Origin of the sequence: Demequina lignilytica (assembly GCF_030418375.1) — a bacterium.
GTDB lineage: Bacteria > Actinomycetota > Actinomycetes > Actinomycetales > Demequinaceae > Demequina > Demequina lignilytica.
The window spans coordinates 1-17597 of sequence record NZ_JAUHPZ010000002.1 but is presented as its reverse complement, the minus strand read 5'-3'; the positions used below and the strand labels follow the sequence as shown (position 1 = coordinate 17597).

The 17597-nt window shown below is 72.5% G+C and carries 19 protein-coding genes and 1 riboswitch; of the genes, 9 read left to right on the top strand and 10 right to left on the bottom strand.

The window, feature by feature from the left end; genetic code table 11:
* Window positions 1-5 precede the first annotated feature (5 nt).
* Entirely contained in the window at window positions 6-242 is a 237-nt protein-coding gene (locus QQX13_RS03630; RefSeq protein ID WP_301119415.1) for a glutaredoxin family protein, read from the bottom strand.
* Window positions 243-303: 61 nt separating this feature from the next.
* Between QQX13_RS03630 and QQX13_RS03625 the strand changes: the two genes are divergently transcribed.
* Both QQX13_RS03625 and QQX13_RS03620 read left to right on the top strand, forming a co-directional pair.
* Window positions 304-1119 (top strand): HAD family hydrolase, encoded by an 816-nt coding sequence (locus tag QQX13_RS03625; RefSeq protein ID WP_301119413.1) that lies wholly within the window; start codon window positions 304-306, stop codon window positions 1117-1119.
* A 247-nt stretch (window positions 1120-1366) separates the two neighbouring features.
* On the top strand, window positions 1367-1600 hold the full coding sequence (locus QQX13_RS03620) for a hypothetical protein (protein WP_301119411.1): 234 nt from the start codon (window positions 1367-1369) through the stop codon (window positions 1598-1600).
* A 200-nt stretch (window positions 1601-1800) separates the two neighbouring features.
* On the opposite strand, the gene QQX13_RS03615 is transcribed toward QQX13_RS03620, so the two are convergent.
* Window positions 1801-1899, bottom strand: coding sequence for a 30S ribosomal protein bS22 (locus QQX13_RS03615; protein ID WP_074789180.1), 99 nt, complete (start codon window positions 1897-1899; stop codon window positions 1801-1803).
* A gap of 87 nt (window positions 1900-1986) precedes the next feature.
* Window positions 1987-2223, bottom strand: a complete 237-nt coding sequence (locus QQX13_RS03610) for a helix-turn-helix domain-containing protein (RefSeq protein WP_301119408.1) — start codon at window positions 2221-2223, stop codon at window positions 1987-1989.
* Window positions 2224-2403: 180 nt separating this feature from the next.
* On the opposite strand from QQX13_RS03610, the gene QQX13_RS03605 reads away from it, so the two are divergent.
* Both QQX13_RS03605 and QQX13_RS03600 read left to right on the top strand, forming a co-directional pair.
* The gene (locus QQX13_RS03605) at window positions 2404-3813 is read left to right on the top strand and encodes a TrkH family potassium uptake protein (RefSeq protein WP_301119406.1); all 1410 of its coding nucleotides are present in this window, start codon (window positions 2404-2406) and stop codon (window positions 3811-3813) included.
* Window positions 3806-4471, top strand: a complete 666-nt coding sequence (locus QQX13_RS03600) for a potassium channel family protein (protein WP_301119404.1) — start codon at window positions 3806-3808, stop codon at window positions 4469-4471. Before QQX13_RS03605 ends, QQX13_RS03600 begins: the two co-directional genes overlap by 8 nt.
* Before the next feature lie 150 nt (window positions 4472-4621).
* Here the strand turns inward: QQX13_RS03600 and QQX13_RS03595 are convergent, their stop codons facing one another.
* The 6 genes from QQX13_RS03595 to QQX13_RS03570 all read right to left on the bottom strand — a co-directional run bounded on the left by QQX13_RS03595 (window position 4622) and on the right by QQX13_RS03570 (window position 11496).
* A complete protein-coding gene (locus tag QQX13_RS03595; RefSeq protein WP_301119402.1) occupies window positions 4622-5347 on the bottom strand; it encodes an anti-sigma factor domain-containing protein in 726 nt (241 codons plus the stop codon).
* Window positions 5334-5927, bottom strand: coding sequence for an RNA polymerase sigma factor (locus tag QQX13_RS03590; RefSeq protein ID WP_301119400.1), 594 nt, complete (start codon window positions 5925-5927; stop codon window positions 5334-5336). The genes QQX13_RS03595 and QQX13_RS03590 overlap by 14 nt, the downstream gene beginning before the upstream one ends.
* Window positions 5924-6580: a class F sortase gene (locus QQX13_RS03585; protein WP_301119398.1), complete on the bottom strand. Its 657-nt coding sequence runs from the start codon at window positions 6578-6580 to the stop codon at window positions 5924-5926. Before QQX13_RS03585 ends, QQX13_RS03590 begins: the two co-directional genes overlap by 4 nt.
* 74 nt (window positions 6581-6654) lie before the next feature.
* Complete coding sequence (locus QQX13_RS03580) at window positions 6655-7467, bottom strand: DUF4397 domain-containing protein (protein ID WP_301119396.1); 813 nt, start codon at window positions 7465-7467, stop codon at window positions 6655-6657.
* 272 nt (window positions 7468-7739) lie between these two features.
* Window positions 7740-8930 (bottom strand): anti-sigma factor domain-containing protein, encoded by a 1191-nt coding sequence (locus QQX13_RS03575; RefSeq protein WP_301119394.1) that lies wholly within the window; start codon window positions 8928-8930, stop codon window positions 7740-7742.
* Between the two features lie 142 nt (window positions 8931-9072).
* Window positions 9073-11496 (bottom strand): glycoside hydrolase family 94 protein, encoded by a 2424-nt coding sequence (locus QQX13_RS03570; RefSeq protein ID WP_301152558.1) that lies wholly within the window; start codon window positions 11494-11496, stop codon window positions 9073-9075.
* A 259-nt stretch (window positions 11497-11755) separates the two neighbouring features.
* Between QQX13_RS03570 and dcd the strand changes: the two genes are divergently transcribed.
* From dcd to QQX13_RS03545, 5 genes are all read left to right on the top strand, one after another.
* The gene (gene dcd, locus QQX13_RS03565; protein WP_301119390.1) at window positions 11756-12328 is read left to right on the top strand and encodes a dCTP deaminase; all 573 of its coding nucleotides are present in this window, start codon (window positions 11756-11758) and stop codon (window positions 12326-12328) included.
* Between the two features lie 27 nt (window positions 12329-12355).
* A riboswitch (TPP riboswitch) is annotated at window positions 12356-12472 on the top strand.
* Window positions 12473-12493: 21 nt separating this feature from the next.
* Window positions 12494-13564 (top strand): thiamine ABC transporter substrate-binding protein, encoded by a 1071-nt coding sequence (locus QQX13_RS03560; RefSeq protein WP_301152557.1) that lies wholly within the window; start codon window positions 12494-12496, stop codon window positions 13562-13564.
* A gap of 12 nt (window positions 13565-13576) precedes the next feature.
* Complete coding sequence (locus QQX13_RS03555; protein WP_301152555.1) at window positions 13577-15226, top strand: ABC transporter permease; 1650 nt, start codon at window positions 13577-13579, stop codon at window positions 15224-15226.
* Complete coding sequence (locus QQX13_RS03550; protein WP_367281273.1) at window positions 15223-15897, top strand: ABC transporter ATP-binding protein; 675 nt, start codon at window positions 15223-15225, stop codon at window positions 15895-15897. The genes QQX13_RS03555 and QQX13_RS03550 overlap by 4 nt, the downstream gene beginning before the upstream one ends.
* A complete protein-coding gene (locus tag QQX13_RS03545) occupies window positions 15894-16613 on the top strand; it encodes a GNAT family N-acetyltransferase (protein WP_301119382.1) in 720 nt (239 codons plus the stop codon). Before QQX13_RS03550 ends, QQX13_RS03545 begins: the two co-directional genes overlap by 4 nt.
* 96 nt (window positions 16614-16709) lie before the next feature.
* Here the strand turns inward: QQX13_RS03545 and QQX13_RS03540 are convergent, their stop codons facing one another.
* Window positions 16710-17180, bottom strand: a complete 471-nt coding sequence (locus QQX13_RS03540) for a rhodanese-like domain-containing protein (RefSeq protein WP_301119380.1) — start codon at window positions 17178-17180, stop codon at window positions 16710-16712.
* Between the last annotated feature and the right edge of the window lie 417 nt (window positions 17181-17597).

Genomic DNA, 17597 nt, shown 5'->3' with positions numbered 1-17597 from the left:
TCGTCCTACGCGAGCGCCGCGCGCAGCCGGTCGGGGTCGATCCGCCAGAAGCCGACGGTCTCGCCGTCGACCACCGCGACCGGGACCTCGTCGCCGTGGCGCGCCTTGAGGTCGGGATCGGTGTCGACGTCGATCTCGACCCATTCCTGACCGAGGGCGTCGCAGATCGCGCGGACGGTGTCGCGGGCCTCCTCGCACAGGTGGCACCCGACACGGGTGTACAGGGTCACGCGGGGGGGCATGCGCACAAGCATAAGCCGGGCGGCAGGAGGGTCGATGCGGCCGGATGGGTAGAGTTGACGGGTGACCACCAAGGAGAGCGCGCCCCGCATCGCCGCGTTCTTCGATGTCGACAACACCGTGATCCGCGGCGCCTCGGCGTTCCACATCGCGAGGGGCCTGTGGCAGCGCGACTACTTCTCCGCGCGCGACATCCTGAAGTTCGGCGTGGAGCAGGCGCAGTACGTGCTGTTCGGGGAGTCGCAGGAGCAGATGACGCGCCTGCGCGAACACGGCCTGGGGATCATCAAGGGCTGGTCGGTGGCGGAGATGACGGCCGTCGGCGAGGAGGTCTACGACGAGCTTCTCGAGTCGCGGGTGTACCCCGGGACCAAGGAGATCATCGATGAGCACCTGGCGCAGGGGCACGAGGTGTGGCTCGTGACCGCGTCCCCCATCGAGATCGGCCGGATGATCGCGCGCCGCATCGGCGCGACCGGCGCGCTCGGGACGGTCGCCGAGCACAAGGACGGCCACTACACCGGGCGGCTCGAGGGCGACTTCCTGCACGGGCCGCGGAAGGCCGTCGAGGTCACGGCGCTCGCGGAGCGGCGCGGCCTGTCGCTCCCGGACTGCTACGCGTACGGCGACTCGCTCAACGACACCTCGATGCTCGAGACCGTCGGCCACCCGTGCGCGATCAACCCGGACCCCAAGATGCGCAAGCAGGCCCTCGCCAAGGGCTGGCCGATCCGGGAGTTCCGCAAGCGTCGCAAGAGCGGCCGCCGCGGCGTGGTGAAGAGCTCGGTCACGGGCGCCGCGTGGGTCACCATCCAGGTCTCGCGCGGGCTCAAGGCGGCGGCGCGCGGCGTCTGGCGGCGCCTGTTCAGCCGAGGCTGACGCCCCCGGGCCCTCGTCACCCCACGGCGGACGCTCCGCACGGAATCCGCCACGACACGCCGCCGTCAGGGCCGCGCCGGGGCCGACACGCCGCATCGTCCCGCCAGGATCCGTGCGGGCTGTCCGGGCGGCGGGACGGGGGCCGCGCCGATCGAAACGTCACAATCTTGACAAATCGGACAGCACGCGGCGGAATGGTCCCTGAGGGACTGCGGATCGACCGCAGCGGCGACGGGGGGAGCCGGACATGAATGCAGAGCTTGGAGCGCAGGCGGGGGCAGGGCGCGGGCCCGGGGGCGACGCGGCGGGGGCGACGGCGCCGTCCGGCGCGTGGTCGCGGATCGCCAACCCGCGTCGGGTGACGCTGGCCGACGACGCGATCGAGGTCAGGCCCGAAGGCGGGCTCGTCGCCGGGGTCGACGTGGGCGAGCTCACGGCCCACGAGCGGGTCCGCTACCCCGCCGCGGAGCCCGCCGCGTAGCCCGCAGGCACGGTCCGCGGACCATCCGCACCTACCGGTCGGGCATGACTCGGCTCTTGATGCGAGACACGCCGCGCGACACGCCACGTCGGGGTCGCCGGTAGGTGCCCAGCGTCCGCCGGGAGCCGGGGCTATGCGCGCCGGACAGCAGAACGCCCGCCTCACCGGGTGGCGAGACGGGCGTCGTGAGCGCAGCGCGCTTACTTCTTGTTGCGGCGCTGGTGACGCGTCTTGCGAAGCAGCTTGCGGTGCTTCTTCTTCGACATGCGCTTGCGGCGCTTCTTGATGATGGAACCCATCGGTACCTACCTCATTCGATGACAGAAACTGCGGTGCGTGCGCGGCACGCCGACGTCCAGGCCGCGCTGGACGCGACAGACAAGGGACTAGCCTACCGTGCCGGTCCCCTGCTCGTCATCCTCGGAGTAGTACCCTCCCGCGAGCGCCGCCTGCTCCATGAACTGCTCGACGGCCTCCTGCGGCACGCGGAACGACCGGCCGAAGCGCACGGCCGGCAGCTCGCCGGCGTGCACCCACCGGTACACCGTCATGCGCGACACCCGCACCATGTCCGCCACCTCGGCGACGGTCAGAAACTTGGTGCGTTGCGGGTTCTCAGCCATCGTTGTCGTCCAGTCCCTCTCGAAAGCATCCTCGGCGGTGCTATCGGCTGGATGCACTCCCAACTGTAGGGGCTGGAGTGACAGTTGTGAAGTGTGTGAAACATGCCGAAGATAAGGGGTGACGCACGGGCGACGCCCGCGCGAGGAGGCCACGGCCCGACGGGCCACGTGAGGAGAGGCATGCCGCTGCTGCGGACGGTGCGCGACGCCGTCGGCGACTGGATCGACCGGGTCGGCCTCGAGGCCCCCGCCCGGCTCGCTCTGGCCGCCTTCGGCATGGTGATCCTGCTGTTCACCGGCCTGCTGTCGCTGCCCGCCGCGACCCAGTCGGGGCAGCGCGCGCCGTTCGTCGACGCGCTCTTCACCGCGACCTCGGCGGTCTGCGTCACGGGCCTGGTCACGGTCGACACGGGCAGCTACTGGTCCGGCTTCGGCCAGGGCGTCATCCTCATCGCGATCAAGGTCGGCGGCCTCGGGATCATGACGCTGGCCTCGCTGCTCGGCCTCGCGGTCTCGCGACGCATCGGCCTCACCCAGCGCATCCTCGCCGCCGGCGAGGCGCGCGCGACGGGGCTGGGCGACGTCAAGCACCTGCTGCGCACGATCGTGATCGTGTCCACCGTGACGGAGCTGAGCATCGCGTTCGTGCTGTTCTGGCGGCTGCTCGCCCACCACGAGCACCTTCCGACCGCCATCTGGCACGCGATCTTCTACGGCATCTCCGCGTTCAACAACGCCGGCTTCACGCCGGACCCCAACGGCATCGTGCCGTTCGCCGGGGACCCGTGGTTCCGCATGCCGATCGCGCTGGGCGTCTTCGTCGGCGGGCTCGGCTTCCCCGTGTTCCTCAACCTCATCCGCGCGTGGCGGCGACCCGCCGAGTGGTCGCTGCACACCAAGCTCACCATCGTGATGGTGATGCTGCTCTCCGTGATCTCCGCGGGGCTCCTGGCGCTGTTCGAGTGGAACAACCCGAACACCCTCGGCCAGTACCACCAGTCCACGCGCTTCTGGCAGACGCTGTTCATCTCCGTCAACCAGAGATCCGGCGGCTTCTCCGCGATCGACCACGGACAGATGCACGAGCACACGTGGCTGCTCGAGGACGTGCTGATGTTCATCGGCGGCGGGTCGGGCGGCACCGCGGGCGGCATCCGCGTGACCACGGTGGCCGTGCTGATCCTCGCGATCTGGGCGGAGGCGCGCGGCCGTCGCGACATCGAGGCCTACGGCAAGCGCATCGGCACCGAGGTGCTCCGGCTCGCGGTCGCGGTGACGATCATCTCCCTCGCCTTCGTGATCATCGGAGCGGGCGTGGTGCTCGCCCAGACCACCGGGACGGTGCTGCCGTACCGGCCCGACACGGTCGGGTTGAGGCTGGACGAGGTGCTGTTCGAGGTCGTCTCCGCCTACGCGACCTGCGGCCTGTCGACCGGGATCACGGGGCATCTGCCCGCCGATGCCAAGCTGACCTTGACCATACTGATGTTCGTGGGACGTCTCGGATCGGTGACCATCGCCGCGGCGCTCGCCCTCAACCGCCAGCGGCGCGTGATCCGCTACCCGTCAGAAAGGCCCCTCATTGGCTAGCAACGACAAGGACCGCCAGGGAGTGCTGGTGTTCGGGCTCGGACGCTTCGGCTCCGCGCTCGCGGACACGCTCGACTCCATGGACATCGAGGTGCTCGCGGTCGAGCGCGACCCCGACGTGGTCGAGCGCTGGTCGAAGCGCCTGCCGTGCGTCGAGGCGGACGGCGCGGACCCGCGCGCCCTCGATCAGATCGGTGCCGCCGACTTCGCGGCCGCGGTCGTCGGGGTCGGCACCTCGCTGGAGGCGTCGGTGCTGATCACCGGCAACCTGGTGGACATCGGCATCCCGGAGATCTGGGCCAAGGCGACGTCCGTCGAGCACAAGCGCATCCTCGAGCGGATCGGCGCGCACCACGTGGTGCTCCCGGAGTCCGACGCCGGCGCGCGCGTCGCCCACTCGGTGGGCGGCACCATGCTCGACTACATCGACATCGAGGACGGCTTCACGATCGTCAAGATGCGCACCCCCAAGGAGACCCACCACTTCACGCTGGACAAGCTGGGACTGCAGGAGAAGTACGGCGTGCACGTGGTCGGCATCAAGGGTCCGGGACGCGCCTTCGAGTACGCGACGCCCGACACCCTGCTCGGTCCGGACGACATCCTGGTGGTCGCGGGCGAGGGCGAGCTGCTCGAGAGGTTCGCGAAGCGTCCCTGAGCCTCACGCTCCCCCTGCCTCGGACACTGCGCACCGATCGACCGGCGACACGCCGGAGCGCGGCGACCGTTCAGGGCCGACACGCCGCAGACCCAGGACCAGGTCCGTGCGGACTGTCCGTGTGGGAGCGGTCCGGGACGATGCTCGGGTTCAGCTCTCCAGGATGCCTCGCGTGATCGAGTCGCCGGAGTGGGTCGGATCGCCGTCCGCGGGCTCGACGGAGATGTCGACGATCGGGAAGCTCACCACGTCGTAGCCGGCGGGGATCTCGAACTCGCCGTGGTCGCCGGTCAGGAACCCGAGCGACACCATCCCGACCACGTCCGGATCGATCAGCCACACCTCGAGGGCGCCGTCGGGGTCGCTCGGCACGGTCGTGTCGACCACGAGCACCTCCGTGCCGTCGGAGCGCTGCTCGACGCGCGCGGTGCCGGCGTCCGCCTCGCTCGCGAGATCGGACAGCGCCGCCTGGGCGACGAGCGTCTGCTCGGGCACCGTGTCGCGGGTGAGCAGGGAGATCCCGAAGGCGCCGATCACGACCCCGGCGGCTGCGGCCGCCCCGACCACCCACGGGCGGAACATGTGGCCAGGCTCGCGGCGTCGACGCGCGCCGCGAGCGGCGGTCAGCGGCACCACGGGGGCCGGACGCGGCTCCGCCTCCGACGCCACCTCGGCCGCGATCCCGGCCCACACCGACGTCGGCGGCGCGACCAGCGGGCCGGACGTCCCGGCGTCGACCAGGCTCGCCGCGGTCGCGCGCAGCGCCGACAGCTCGCGCGCGCACGTGTCGCAGGACTCGACGTGCGTCGCGTCCGCCGCATCGACCGGCTCGCCGAGCGCGAGCGCGGCGAGAGTCTCGTCGTCACAGTGACGCATCGGCGGCCTCCAATCCTCGTCTGAGCGCCAGCAGCGACCGGCGCAGGTGGCTCTTCACGGTGCCGAGCGGCATCTGGAGCCGTTCGGCGATCTGCTCGTGGGTGCGTCCCTCGAAGAACGCGAGGGACACGATCTGGTCGCGTGGCGGCCCGAGCCTCTCGACCTCGCCCCGCACCAGTATCCGCTCGGTCTCCGCCGCGAGCGGGTCGGCGATCGCGGGTGGCGACTCGTCCCGCACCGCCTCGAGCCGACGGCGCTCGCGCGTCCGCGCCTCGAGCGCATCCGCGATGCGGCGGCGAGCGATGCCGACCACCCACCCGCGCGCGGAGCCACGGTCCGGATCGTAGCCCTCACGTGTCCGCCAGGCGGAGACGAAGGTCTGCTGGGTGACATCCTCCGCCTCCGTCGCGTCGCCGAGCGCGCGGAGCGCCAGCGTGTGGACGAGCGGCGAGACGGACCGGTAGAGCCGTTCGAGCGAGCCCTCGGCGCCGGCGGCGAACTCGTGGTCGAGGGCACGGTCGTCGGGGCGGTCGGCCCCGACTGCGGTGTCCGCCACCATCTCCACCCTCGCGATCGTCATCGACCGTCCTCCGGGAAGGCCCAGACCAGGACGTTGTCCTCGTAATGTCGCACATCGGCGTCCCAACGTCCACCACACGTCACCAGCACGAGCGCCCCCTCGGCGGCCCCGAACACCACCGAGAAGTCGACCTCGCGCTTGGACGTCTGCTGGACACGATCGACCTGGTAGACCACGACCGAGCCGTCCGTGAGCTCGACCTCGACCCGATCGCCCGGCCGCGCCTCCCGCAGCGAGGCGAAGGGACCACGGCCGATCACCCCGTCGTCGACGTGCGCGGCGATCACCGCGTTCTGGCCCTCACGAAGGCCGCCGCCGGGGTTTCCTCCGGCACGGAACCAGCCCGCCTCCGCGGCGCTCTCCCGGAGCTCCATGCCGCCGTCGGCGTCGAGTCCCACGCCGAGGACCGCCATGTCGATCTCGAGCCGGGGGACCCGCAGGCCCGACGGCGTCGGCGCGACCGCGAGGTCCTCGGCGGCCGCCGACGCGACGGGGATCTCGCCCGTGACCACGCGTGCGTTGACCGGAGCCTGGACCTCCGCGAGGAGGGGCGCGTCGGGAGCGCCCGCCGGGGACGGCGGAGCGGACGACGGTGCGGCGGCACAGGCGGACAGCGCCAGCGTCGCGGCGAGGACCACGGCGAGCGTTCGCATCGTCCTCCTCCTCTCGGGACGGCCCGTGCGGGGCGCACCCCGGGGGATGGGTGCGCCCCGCCTGTCGGTGACGGTCAGCGGCGGACGAGCACCGCGCGGGTGGCGAGGCCGGCCGCGACCACCATGCCGGCGCCGACGACGATCAGCGCGAGCGGTGCGCCCGACGAGTCGGCGGCGAGGCCCTGCGTGCCGGCGCTCACCGAGGTGGGCATCGCGGCGTGCGTGGCGACGGTCTGGACGGCGACGGCGAGGTTGCCGTCCGCGGCGGAGCCCCAGGCGTAGACGATGGTGTTGGTCGCCTCGGTCACGGGCACGTCCGTGGGCCCGAGCACCGGGTCGGTCTCGCCGGTCAGCGAGACCGCGGCCTCGTAGGTGGCGGCGGGCAGGTCCGCCATGACCTCGTCGGGGTTGGCGAGGTTCTCGAAGGCGACCTCGCCGTTCGCCCACACGTCGACGGCCGGCGCGGCGGCCACGTGGCGGACCGTGAGGCGGCCCTCGCCGGAGGCGGTCTCGGAGATGTCGTTGGTGAAGAGGTTCGCGGTCGGGTTGCCGTCCGCGTCGAGGTGGGCCACGGCGGTGTAGCTCATCCCCTCCTCGAGGGGGAGGTCGATCGGGCCGAGCACGGGCGACGAGTCGTCGGCCGCGTCCGAGGCGGTGATCGCCACGGAGTACGTGCCGGGCGCGAGCTCGAGCGGGCCGGCCAGGTCGCCCGGGGCGAAGTCGTCGAGCGTGAGGGCGCCGTCGACGTAGACGTCGACGGTCAGGTCGGGGACGCCGTGGAGGACCGACAGCTCGGCCATCCCGTCCTCCACCGCGAAGGCGGGGGCGGCCACGCCCGCCGCGAGCAGGGTGCCGGCAGCGGCGCCGGCGAAGATCGAAGTGCGCATGATGGTGCTCCTCTCTCGGGCCGCCGCCGGGGTGCGACGTGCCTTCACCCCGTACTTCCGGCCGGGGGCCCGGTTCGGATGCACCCTCGCGAGATTATGCTCACAGCGAACAAGGCTCGCGTCGCCTCCCCACCCTGGACACCCGCACCGAATCCGTGGCGACACGCGGGCGAGAGCGGGTGGACGGCAGCGACACGCCGCAGACCCGGGACCAGGTCGGTGCGGAGTGTCCGGGGGGGGCGGGGAGCGGTGGGTGGGGACGATGCGCGGGATCAGCCGAGCACGCCGCGGGCGACGATCTCCCCGGTCCGGGTGGCGTCCCCGTCCCACGGCTCCTTCGAGATCTGCACGAGCGCCCCGTCGAGGTCGCCGAGCGAGACCGGCACCAGCACCGAGTAGTGCGCGCTCGTCAGCGTGCCCAGCGAGACCGGGCCGTCGACACCGTCGACCGTGACCCAGATCTCGAGGTAACCGTCGGGATACTCCGAGTACCGACCCTCGACCACGAGCACCTGCGCACCGTCGTCCTGCACCTCGACCCACGCCCGTCCCGCGTCCACGCCGCGCTCACGGGGATCGGTGAGCGACGCCGACACCCCCATCTCGCGGTCGGGCTCGATCAGCAGCTGCGAGACCACCACCGCGAGGCCGGCGACCAGGCCGGAGAGCACCACCGCGACGGTCATGAGCATGGTCCGGCGTCGCGCGGCCCGCGCGGCCGCCAGGCGGGCCTCCTCGCGCCAGTCGGGCTCCGGCTCCGCCCCCTCGCCCGCCTCGATCCCCGCGACCAGCTCGTCCCACAGGCCCGCGCGCGGCGCGAGGACAGGGGCCGAGGCCGGCATGCGGGTGATCGCGCCGACCAGGTCGTTGAGCCCCCGCCAGACGTCCTTGCACTCCTTGCATCCCGCCAGGTGCGCCCCGTGGCCGTCCGCGACGCGCCCACGCACCGCCCGCATGGCAAGCGTCTCCACCGGCGCGTGCTCGCCTTCCAGCCGGGGACCGGTCCACAGGGCGAGCACCGCGTCGCGCAGCCGCTCGTCCAGCTCCTGCTCGGAGATCCCGGTCATCATCGCGAGCTCGTAGCGCGGGTCGCCGTGCACGAAGGCCCGTTCGAGCAGCGCACGGTCGTCCTCCGACAGCGTCTCCATCGAGCACCGCAGGAGGATCCGATCGGCCTCGGCGACCACCGCGCGGGAGTCGGTCACCGGCTCCGCTCCGACATCACCGTCGTCGAGCGCGGCAAGCTTGGCGCGCACCCGACGCTCCAGGTCGCCCGTGATGCGATCGGCCGCGTCGTGCAGCAGCAGCCGCGCCTCGAGCGGGGACTCCGAGGCCGCCGCCGCCGCGAACACGCGTCGCACGACGTCCTCCGCCTCCTCGACGGAGCCGAGCGCGCGCAGGGCGAGCGTGTGGACCAGCGGACCGGTCTCCCGGTACGCCTCCTCCCACGCGGCCTGCGTCATCGAGCCCTCCCCCGTTCCTCGGCAGTCTCTCACGCACCGTCCCCGGCCCCGCAAGACCTCGGTCACCCCCGCATCGTCCCTGCACAGAGCCGAGGGCCGCCACCCCGGCGGGTGGCGGCCCTCGCGCGCGGCAGGCGAGCCGCTAGACCGTGGCGGTGACCTCGACCACCGCACCCGGGGCCGCGTACGGCACGAGCGTGCCGTCGATCGGCGTGCCGTCGACGGTGAGCGACGCGCCCTTGCCGCCGGTGTTGGTCACGTGGATCACGTAGGTCGCACCCCGGATCTGACGGCGGACGGTGTACTCGGACACCTCCGCGCCGATGCACGGGTCGACCACCAGGCCGTCGTAGTCGGCGCGCACGCCCAGGAGGTACTGGGACACCGTGACGAAGTTCCACGAGGCCGTGCCGGTGAGCCACGAGTTCTTGGCCTCGCCGTGACGCACCGCGTCCTTGCCGGCGATCATCTGCGCGTAGACGTACGGCTCGAGGCGGTGCACCTCGGACTGCTCCTCGCGGTAGGCCGGGGCGATCTGCTTCCAGTACTCCCACGCGAGCTCGGCGCGGCCCACCACGGTCTCCGCGATGATGATCCACGGGTTGTTGTGGCAGAAGATGCCCGCGTTCTCCTTGTAGCCCGGCGGGTACGTGGAGACCTCCCCGAGCTCCACCTTGTACTCGGTGAAGGCAGGGTTGAGCAGGACGATGCCGTGGGGCGTGTTGAGCCGCTCCCTCACCGAGTCGAGCGCCTGGACGGCCTTGCCGTCCTCGACGCCGATCCCGCCCATGATGCAGAAGCCCTGGGGCTCGATCCAGATCTTGCCCTCCGCGTTCGCGTCGGAGCCGACCGGGTTGCCGTAGTAGTCGTAGGCGCGCTTGAACCAGGCACCGTCCCAGCCGTGCTCGACGACGGCGTCCCGCATGTCGGCGATCGCCTTCTCCGCCCGGTCGGCCTCCGCATCGTCCCCTCGACGGCGCGCGAGCGCCGCGTAGTCGGGGCCGATCGCGCAGAACATCCCGGCGATGAACACCGACTCGGCCACGCCGCCGGTCTTGTTCCCCGTGGTCTGGAAGGACTCGCCCGGCTCGGTGGAGAAGCAGTTGAGGTTGAGGCAGTCGTTCCAGTCCGCGCGTCCGATGAGCGGCAGGCCGTGCGGCCCCGCCTTGAGGAGCGGGTGGTCGAAGGAGCGCTTGAGGTGCTCCATCAGGGTGGCGGCCTTCGACTCGTCGTTGTCGAACGGCACCATCTCATCGAGGATGCCGAAGTCGCCGGTCTCCTTGATGTAGGCGGAGACGCCCAGGATCAGCCACAGCGGGTCGTCGTTGAAGCCCGAGCCCAGGGTGTGGTTCCCGCGCTTGGTGAGCGGCTGGTACTGGTGGTACGCGCTGCCGTCCTCGAACTGCGTCGACGCGATGTCGATGATGCGCTCGCGGGCACGCTCGGGCACCAGGTGGACGAAGCCGAGGAGGTCCTGCGAGGAGTCGCGGAAGCCCATGCCGCGGCCCATGCCGGTCTCGAAGTAGGACGCCGAGCGCGACATGTTGTACGTCACCATGCACTGGTACTGGTTCCAGATGTTGACCATCCGGTCGAGCTTCTCGTGGCCCGACTCGACCGTGTAGGAGCCGAGCAGGGTGGACCAGTGGTCGTTGAGGCGCGCGAACTCCGCGGCCGTCTGCTCCTCGGTCGCGAAGCGGGCCAGCAGCTCCTTGGCGCCGTCCTTGCGCACCACGCCGGGCGCCTCCCACTTGGCGTCGCGGGGGTTCTCCAGGTAGCCGAGCGTGAAGGTGAAGCTCGTCGACTCGCCCGGCGCGAGGTCGACGTCCAGCTGGTGCGATGCGATCGGGTACCAGCCCGACGCCATCGAGCCGGTGGCCTGGCCCGCGTGCGGCACCGCGGCCTCGTCGAAGCCGTTGCCGAAGCCGAGGAACGCGTCGCGGTCCGTGTCGAAGCCCGCGATCGGGGCGTTGACGCCGTAGACCGCGTAGTGGTCGCGCCGCTCGCGGTACTCGGTGACGTGGTAGATCGCGCCGTCCTCGACCTCGACCTCGCCGATCGAGAGGTTGCGCTGGTAGTTGGTCTGGTCGTCCTCGGCGTTCCACAGGGCGAACTCGAGGAAGGAGAACAGGTTGACCGACTTGGCCGCATCCGACTCGTTGGTCAGCGTCACCTGGTGGATCTCGGCGTTGACGTCGACCGGCACGAACAGCAGCACCGAGGCCTTGAGCCCGCCGCGCGCGCCGGTGATGCGGGTGTATCCCATGCCGTGGCGGGCCTCGTAGAAGTCGAGCTCGCTCTTGTAGGGGCGGTAGCCGGGGCTCCACACGTCGCCGCCGTCGTTGATCGAGAAGTAGCGGCCGCCGTCGTCGACCGGCACGTTGTTGTAGCGGTAGCGCGTGAGGCGGCGCAGCTTCGCGTCGCGGTAGAAGCAGTACCCGCCGCCCGTGTTCGAGACCAGCCCGAAGAAGTCCTGGCTTCCCAGGTAGTTGATCCACGGGTACGGCGTGTGGGGGGTGGTGATCACGTACTCGCGCGCTTCGTCGTCGAAGTGGCCGAACTGCATGGGTGAGCGCCTCTCTACTGGCGCGGACACCGCGCCGGGACCGTCATGTCGAGTACACCTTATCGAAACGTTTCGCATTTCGCGAGAGCGCTCTCCCGGGCGGTCCCGGCGGGACGATGCGGCGGGCGCCTCGGCGCCTGCGCCCCGCGAGTGCACGGCGCGACGAGACGGGCGCCCGGCGTCGCGTCCTGCACTCACGGGATCAACCGGCGGCGACCCGGCCCTCGCATCGTCCCGCCGCACGCACTAGGTTGGGCGCATGCTTCTCTCGGACAGGGACATCCGCGCTGAGATCGCTTCGGGCAGGGTCGCCCTCGACCCCTGGGACCCGGAGATGATCCAGCCCTCCTCGATCGACGTGCGCCTCGACCGCTACTTCCGGGTGTTCGACAACCACAAGTACGCCGCGATCGACCCGGCCGCCGAGCAGCCCGAGCTCACGCGGCTGGTGGACATCGCCGACGGGCCGTTCGTGCTGCATCCCGGCGAGTTCGTGCTGGGCGCGACCTACGAGTCCGTGACCCTGCCCGACGACATCGCGGCACGCCTCGAGGGCAAGTCGTCGCTGGGCCGGCTGGGCCTGCTGACCCACTCCACGGCCGGCTTCATCGACCCGGGCTTCGAGGGCAACGTCACCCTCGAGCTGTCGAACACCGCGACGCTGCCGATCAACCTGTGGCCCGGCATGAAGATCGGCCAGCTGTGCTTCTTCCGCCTGTCCTCCCCCGCCGAGCATCCGTACGGCTCGGAGCGCTACGGCTCGCGCTACAAGGGTCAGCGCGGCCCGACGGCGTCGCTGAGCTGGAAGAGCTTCCACCGCATCGACGTCTGAGGACCGCGAGAACGGCGCTATCCTGGCGGCACACGACAGGGGAGCGCTTCCCGTCAGGGAGCAGAGCGCTGAGAGTGCGGACCGCCGCAGACCCTCGAACCTGATCCGGCTCGCACCGGCGTAGGGAGTCGAGTCTCGTCCCCTCCTATCCGGGAGGAACCATCCATGCGCATCTCGCGCACCGCGACGCTCGCCGTCGCCGCCCTTTCCACGCTGACGCTCGCGGCCTGCTCCTCGGGCTCCGAGGCGCCCGACGCATCGTCCGCCGCGCCGTCGGCGAGCGCCGCCCCCACCGGCACCGTCACGGTGGTCACCCACGACAGCTTCTACGTGGACGATGCGCTGCTCGCCTCGTTCGAGGAGGAGACGGGGCTGACGGTCGAGCTCGTCGCGCCCGGCGACGCGGGCGCGCTCGTCAACCAGCTGGTGCTGACGAAGGACGCGCCGCTGGGCGACGTGGTCTACGGCATCGACAACACGTTCGCGACCCGCGCGACGGAGGCGGGCGTGCTCGCCGCGTACTCGCCGGCCGCCCCGGCGGCCGCCGACGCCGCGTCCTACGCGGTGCCCGGCGCCGAGGACCTGCTCACGGCGATCGACTTCTCCGACGTGTGCCTGAACTACGACCTCGCGGCGTTCCCCGACGGTGCGCCTGCCTTCGCCGACCTGACCCTCCCGGAGTACGCCGGGATGGTCTCGGTCACCAACCCCGCGACGTCCTCGCCCGGCCTCGCCTTCATGCTCGCGACGATCGCCGCGACGGACGAGGACGGCTGGCTGAGCTGGTGGGAGGCGATGCGCGAGAACGACGTCCGCGTCACCGCCTCGTGGTCGGACACGTACTACACGGACTTCTCCGCGCCCAACTACGGCGGCGACTTCCCGATCGTCCTGTCCTACGCCTCGTCGCCGCCGTTCGAGGTGGTCGACGGCGAGCCCACCACCGCGGCGATGCTCGACACCTGCTTCCGCCAGGTCGAGTACGCGGGCGTGCTCGAGGGCGCCGAGAACCCCGCGGCCGCCGAGCTCGTGGTCGAGTGGATGCTCTCGGACGAGTTCCAGGCGGCCCTGCCCGAGAGCATGTACGTCTACCCGGTGTCCTCGTCCGTCGAGGTGCCCGCCGACTGGGCGGAGTACGCGCCGCTCGCGGACACCCCGACCACGCTGGACCCGGCCCGCATCGACGCCATGCGCGACGAGTGGATCGACGCCTGGACCGCCACGGTCCTCGACTGATCGGGTCCCGACATGACGCCCGCGCCCGCGAGCGCCCGCCTGTGGTGGGCGCTCGCGGGCGTGCCGCTGCTGTTCCTCGGCACGTTCTTCCTGTGGCCGGCGGCCACCTTGCTGTGGCGCGGTCTGGTGGGGGACGATGCGGGGGTCGGCCCGGGCGCCGGGCTCGCCGAGGCGTGGGCCGTGCTCGCGTCCTCACGGACCCTCCGGGCCATCGCGACCACCGCGTGGCTGGCCCTCGCGGGCACCGCCGGGTCGCTCGTGCTGGGGCTGCCGGCGGCGTGGGCGCTGTCGCGGTTCTCGTGGCGCGGGTCGCGGACCGTGCGGGCGCTCGTGACGGTCCCGTTCGTGCTGCCGACCATCGTGGTCGCCGCCGCGTTCTCGGCGCTCTTCGCCGCCTCCGGGATCCTCGGCGGGCTCGGCCTCGACCAGAGCCCCGTGGCGATCGTGCTGGCGCTGGTGTTCTTCAACGTGTCGGTCGTGGTGCGGATCGTCGGCGGCGCCTGGGAGGCGCTGCCCCCCGGGCGGTCGCTCGCCGCCCGCACCCTCGGGGCCTCGCGGTGGCGCGCCTTCGTCCACACGACCCTGCCCGCGCTGCGTCCGGCGATCGCCTCCTCCGCAGCGGTCGTGTTCCTGTTCTGCTCGACATCCTTCGCCCTGGTCCTGACGCTCGGGGGCACGCGGGTGCGGACCATCGAGACGGAGATCTGGATCCAGGTGAACCAGTTCCTCGACCTGAGGGCCGCCGCCGTGCTCGCGCTGGTCCAGGTGGCGTTCGTGGGCCTCGCGCTCTGGGTCAGCTCGCGGGCGTCGCATGCGCGGGCCGCCGCCGGCGTGGCGACCGCGCGGCGGCGAGGACCGCGGGGCCGCGAGCGGTGGGCGGTGGCGGCGGCGCTGCTGCCGACCCTGGCGCTGCTCGCCCTCCCGATCGCCGCGCTCGTCGAGCGGTCGCTGAGGGTGGTGGGCGGCTACGGCCTGGACCACTATCGGGCGCTGCTCGTCCCACCGGCCCGGACCGCGCTGCCGGTCCCGGTCTGGGAGGCGGCGGTGAACTCCCTGGTCACCGCACTGATCGCGACGGCGATGGCGACCGTGGTCGGCCTGGTGACCGCCCAGCTGCTCGCGGCGCGGTCGCGGCGGGCGGGCGTGCTCGAGTCGCTCGTGATGCTCCCCCTCGGAGTCTCGGCCGTGGTGGTGGGTCTGGGTCTGCTGCTGACGCTCAACCGCGCGGTGCTCGGCGTCGACCTCCGGGGCTCGTGGTGGCTCGTGCCGATCGCGCAGGCGGTCGTCGCGCTCCCGCTCATGGTGCGCGCGCTGGTGCCCGCGGCCCGCGCGATCGATCCGCGGCTTCGCGCCGCGGCGGCGACCCTGGGCGCCTCCCCGTGGCGCACCTGGTGGCAGGTCGACGCCCGCTTGCTGAGGGCGCCGGCCGGCGCCTCGATCGCGTTCGCCTTCGCGATCTCGATGGGCGAGTTCGGTGCGACGGTGTTCGTCGCGCGCCCCGATCGCCCGACCCTCACCACCGCGATCAGCCGGCTCCTGAGCCGCCCGGGGCTGGACAATGCAGGCATGGCCTTCGCCGCCGCGGTCCTGCTGGCCGCCCTCACCGCCGCCGTGATGCTGCTGTCCGAGCGCCTGCGCACCACCGTGGGGGCGGAGCTGTGAGCGCGGCGGCGACCCGCGCATCGTCCGGGCTGCAGGTGCGGGACCTGACCGTGACCTACCCCGGGCGCCCGCCGGTCGAGGCCGTGCGCGGCGTCTCGCTCGAGATCGCCCGCGGGGAGATCGTCGCGCTGCTGGGGCCCTCGGGGTGCGGGAAGTCGTCGCTGCTGTCCGCCGTGGTCGGCGTGGTGCCGCCGTCCGCCGGGGAGATCTGGTGGGACGGCGAGGATCTCACCCGGGTGCCGGTGCACCGCCGAAGCTTCGGGATGGTGTTCCAGGACGGACAGCTGTTCCCGCATCGCACGGTCGCCGGCAACATCGCCTTCGGCCTCGAGATGGCGCGGGCGCCGCGGGCTGCGCGCGAGGCCCGGGTCGCGGCGCTGCTCGAGACGGTCGGCCTGGCGGGCCTGGGCGAGCGCGCGGTGAGCGAGCTGTCGGGCGGACAACGCCAGCGGGTCGCCCTCGCACGCTCGCTCGCGCCCTCCCCGCGGCTGCTCGCGCTCGACGAGCCGCTGTCCTCCCTCGACGCCGACCTGCGGGCGCGTCTCGGCGAGGAGGTCAGGCAGATCCTCCGCGCGACCGGCACCACCGGGCTGCTCGTGACCCACGACGCGGAGGAGGCCGCGGCGATCGCGGACCGGGTGCTCCGCATGGCCGACGGGAGGCTGGTGTGAACGCCCATGCCCGCACCCACGAGCTCGACCAGCCGGTGTGGCACGCGCTGTCGGGACCGCATCGTGCGCTCGGCGTCTCGCATGGCGGCGCGGCCCGGTACCGCCCGACGGTCGCACCGTTCGCCGCCCTGCCGCCCGTCGCCTCGGCGCAGGACTGGGAGGATCTGACCGCCGTCGCCGGCGACGACGAGCTGGCGTTCTTCGGGCTCGCGCGCGAGGTGCCGGCGGGGTGGGACCTGCTCGGGCAGTTCGACGTGGTCCAGATGACCGCGCCGGCCGGCTTCGGGCGCCGGCACCCGGACATCGAGCGGCTGACGGAGGCCGACGTCGCCGCGATGCTCGAGCTGGTCGCCGAGGCGCAGCCCGGCCCGTTCTCGGTGGAGACGTACCGCTGCGGCGCCTACTACGGCATCAAGGAGGACGGACGGCTGGTCGCGATGGCGGGCGAACGCCTGACCACGCCGTCGTGGACCGAGATCAGCGCGGTGGCCACCCGTGCCTCGCATCGAGGGCGCGGCCTCGCGACGCGGCTCATGGAGGTGGTCGCGCACGGGATCCGCGAGGCGGGGCGCGAGCCGTTCCTGCACACGGGCGCCACCAACGTCGGGGCGATCCGGCTGTACGAGCACCTCGGGTTCACCATCCGCGACACCGCGAACGTGGTGCAGCGGGTGCGACGCGCCGGCGTGGACGCCACGGTGGCGTCGCTGCATTGAGCGTGGTCTGGCACATGGCTTCCCCGTACGGGGCGAGGATCGCTCGTGAGGGGCGCTGAGCCTCCCGCAGCGCGCCTGGCCGCGAGGCGGGGTCGGTCAGCAGGCGCAGCTGATGCGGACGCCCGCCTTCGGGAGCGGCCCGGTGAGCGGGTCGACATCGCGCGTCGCGTCGACGTGCGCGCCGGAGGCGTCGACGGCGTCGACCGGCAGGCCCTCGCGCGCCCAGTACTCGAAGCCGCCGATCATCTCCTTCACGGCGTAGCCGAGCTCGGAGATGATCAGGCCGGCGCGGGTGGCGCCGTTGCAGCCCGGGCCCCAGCAGTACACGACGAACGCGGTGCCCGGCGCGAACTCCGCGGGGATGCGCGCTGGCATGTCCGGCTTGGGCATGTGGATCGCTCCGCGCACGTGGCCCTGGTCCCACGCCTCCTGGTTGCGCGTGTCGATGAGCACGAACCCGGGCGCGCCCGACTCGAGCGCCGCGTGCACGTCAGAGCAGTCGGTCTCGACCGCCAGACGACGGGCGAAGTGGTCACGGGCGGCGGCGATCTCCGGGGCGAGGTCCATGCGGCGAGCGTAGGCGGCCCGGACGGTGCCGGTCCAGACCCCTGTGGCACCGCGACCGTCCGCACCCCCCGCCGGCCGCCCCCGCCCTCGTGGACAGTGCGCACGGAGCCAGTCCCGGTTCTGCGGCGTGTCGGCCGTCATCGGGTTGCGACACGCGGCACATCGGGATCAGGTCCGTGCGGAGTGTCCAGGGACGGGATGAGGTGGGTGGGGACAGCACAGCGGCGGGGGGGGCGGGGGCGCCGACCCCCCCCCCCCCCCCACCAGGCAAACACCCCCCCCCCCGGGAGGGTACACGCCAGCCGCCGCGGCGGGCGCCCCCACCCCAACCCCCCCCCCCCGCCCCCCCCCCCCCCGGGGCGCGCGCCCCGGCCCCCGCCCCCCCGCGCCGCGGGGGCGCCCGCCGCCGGGGGGCCC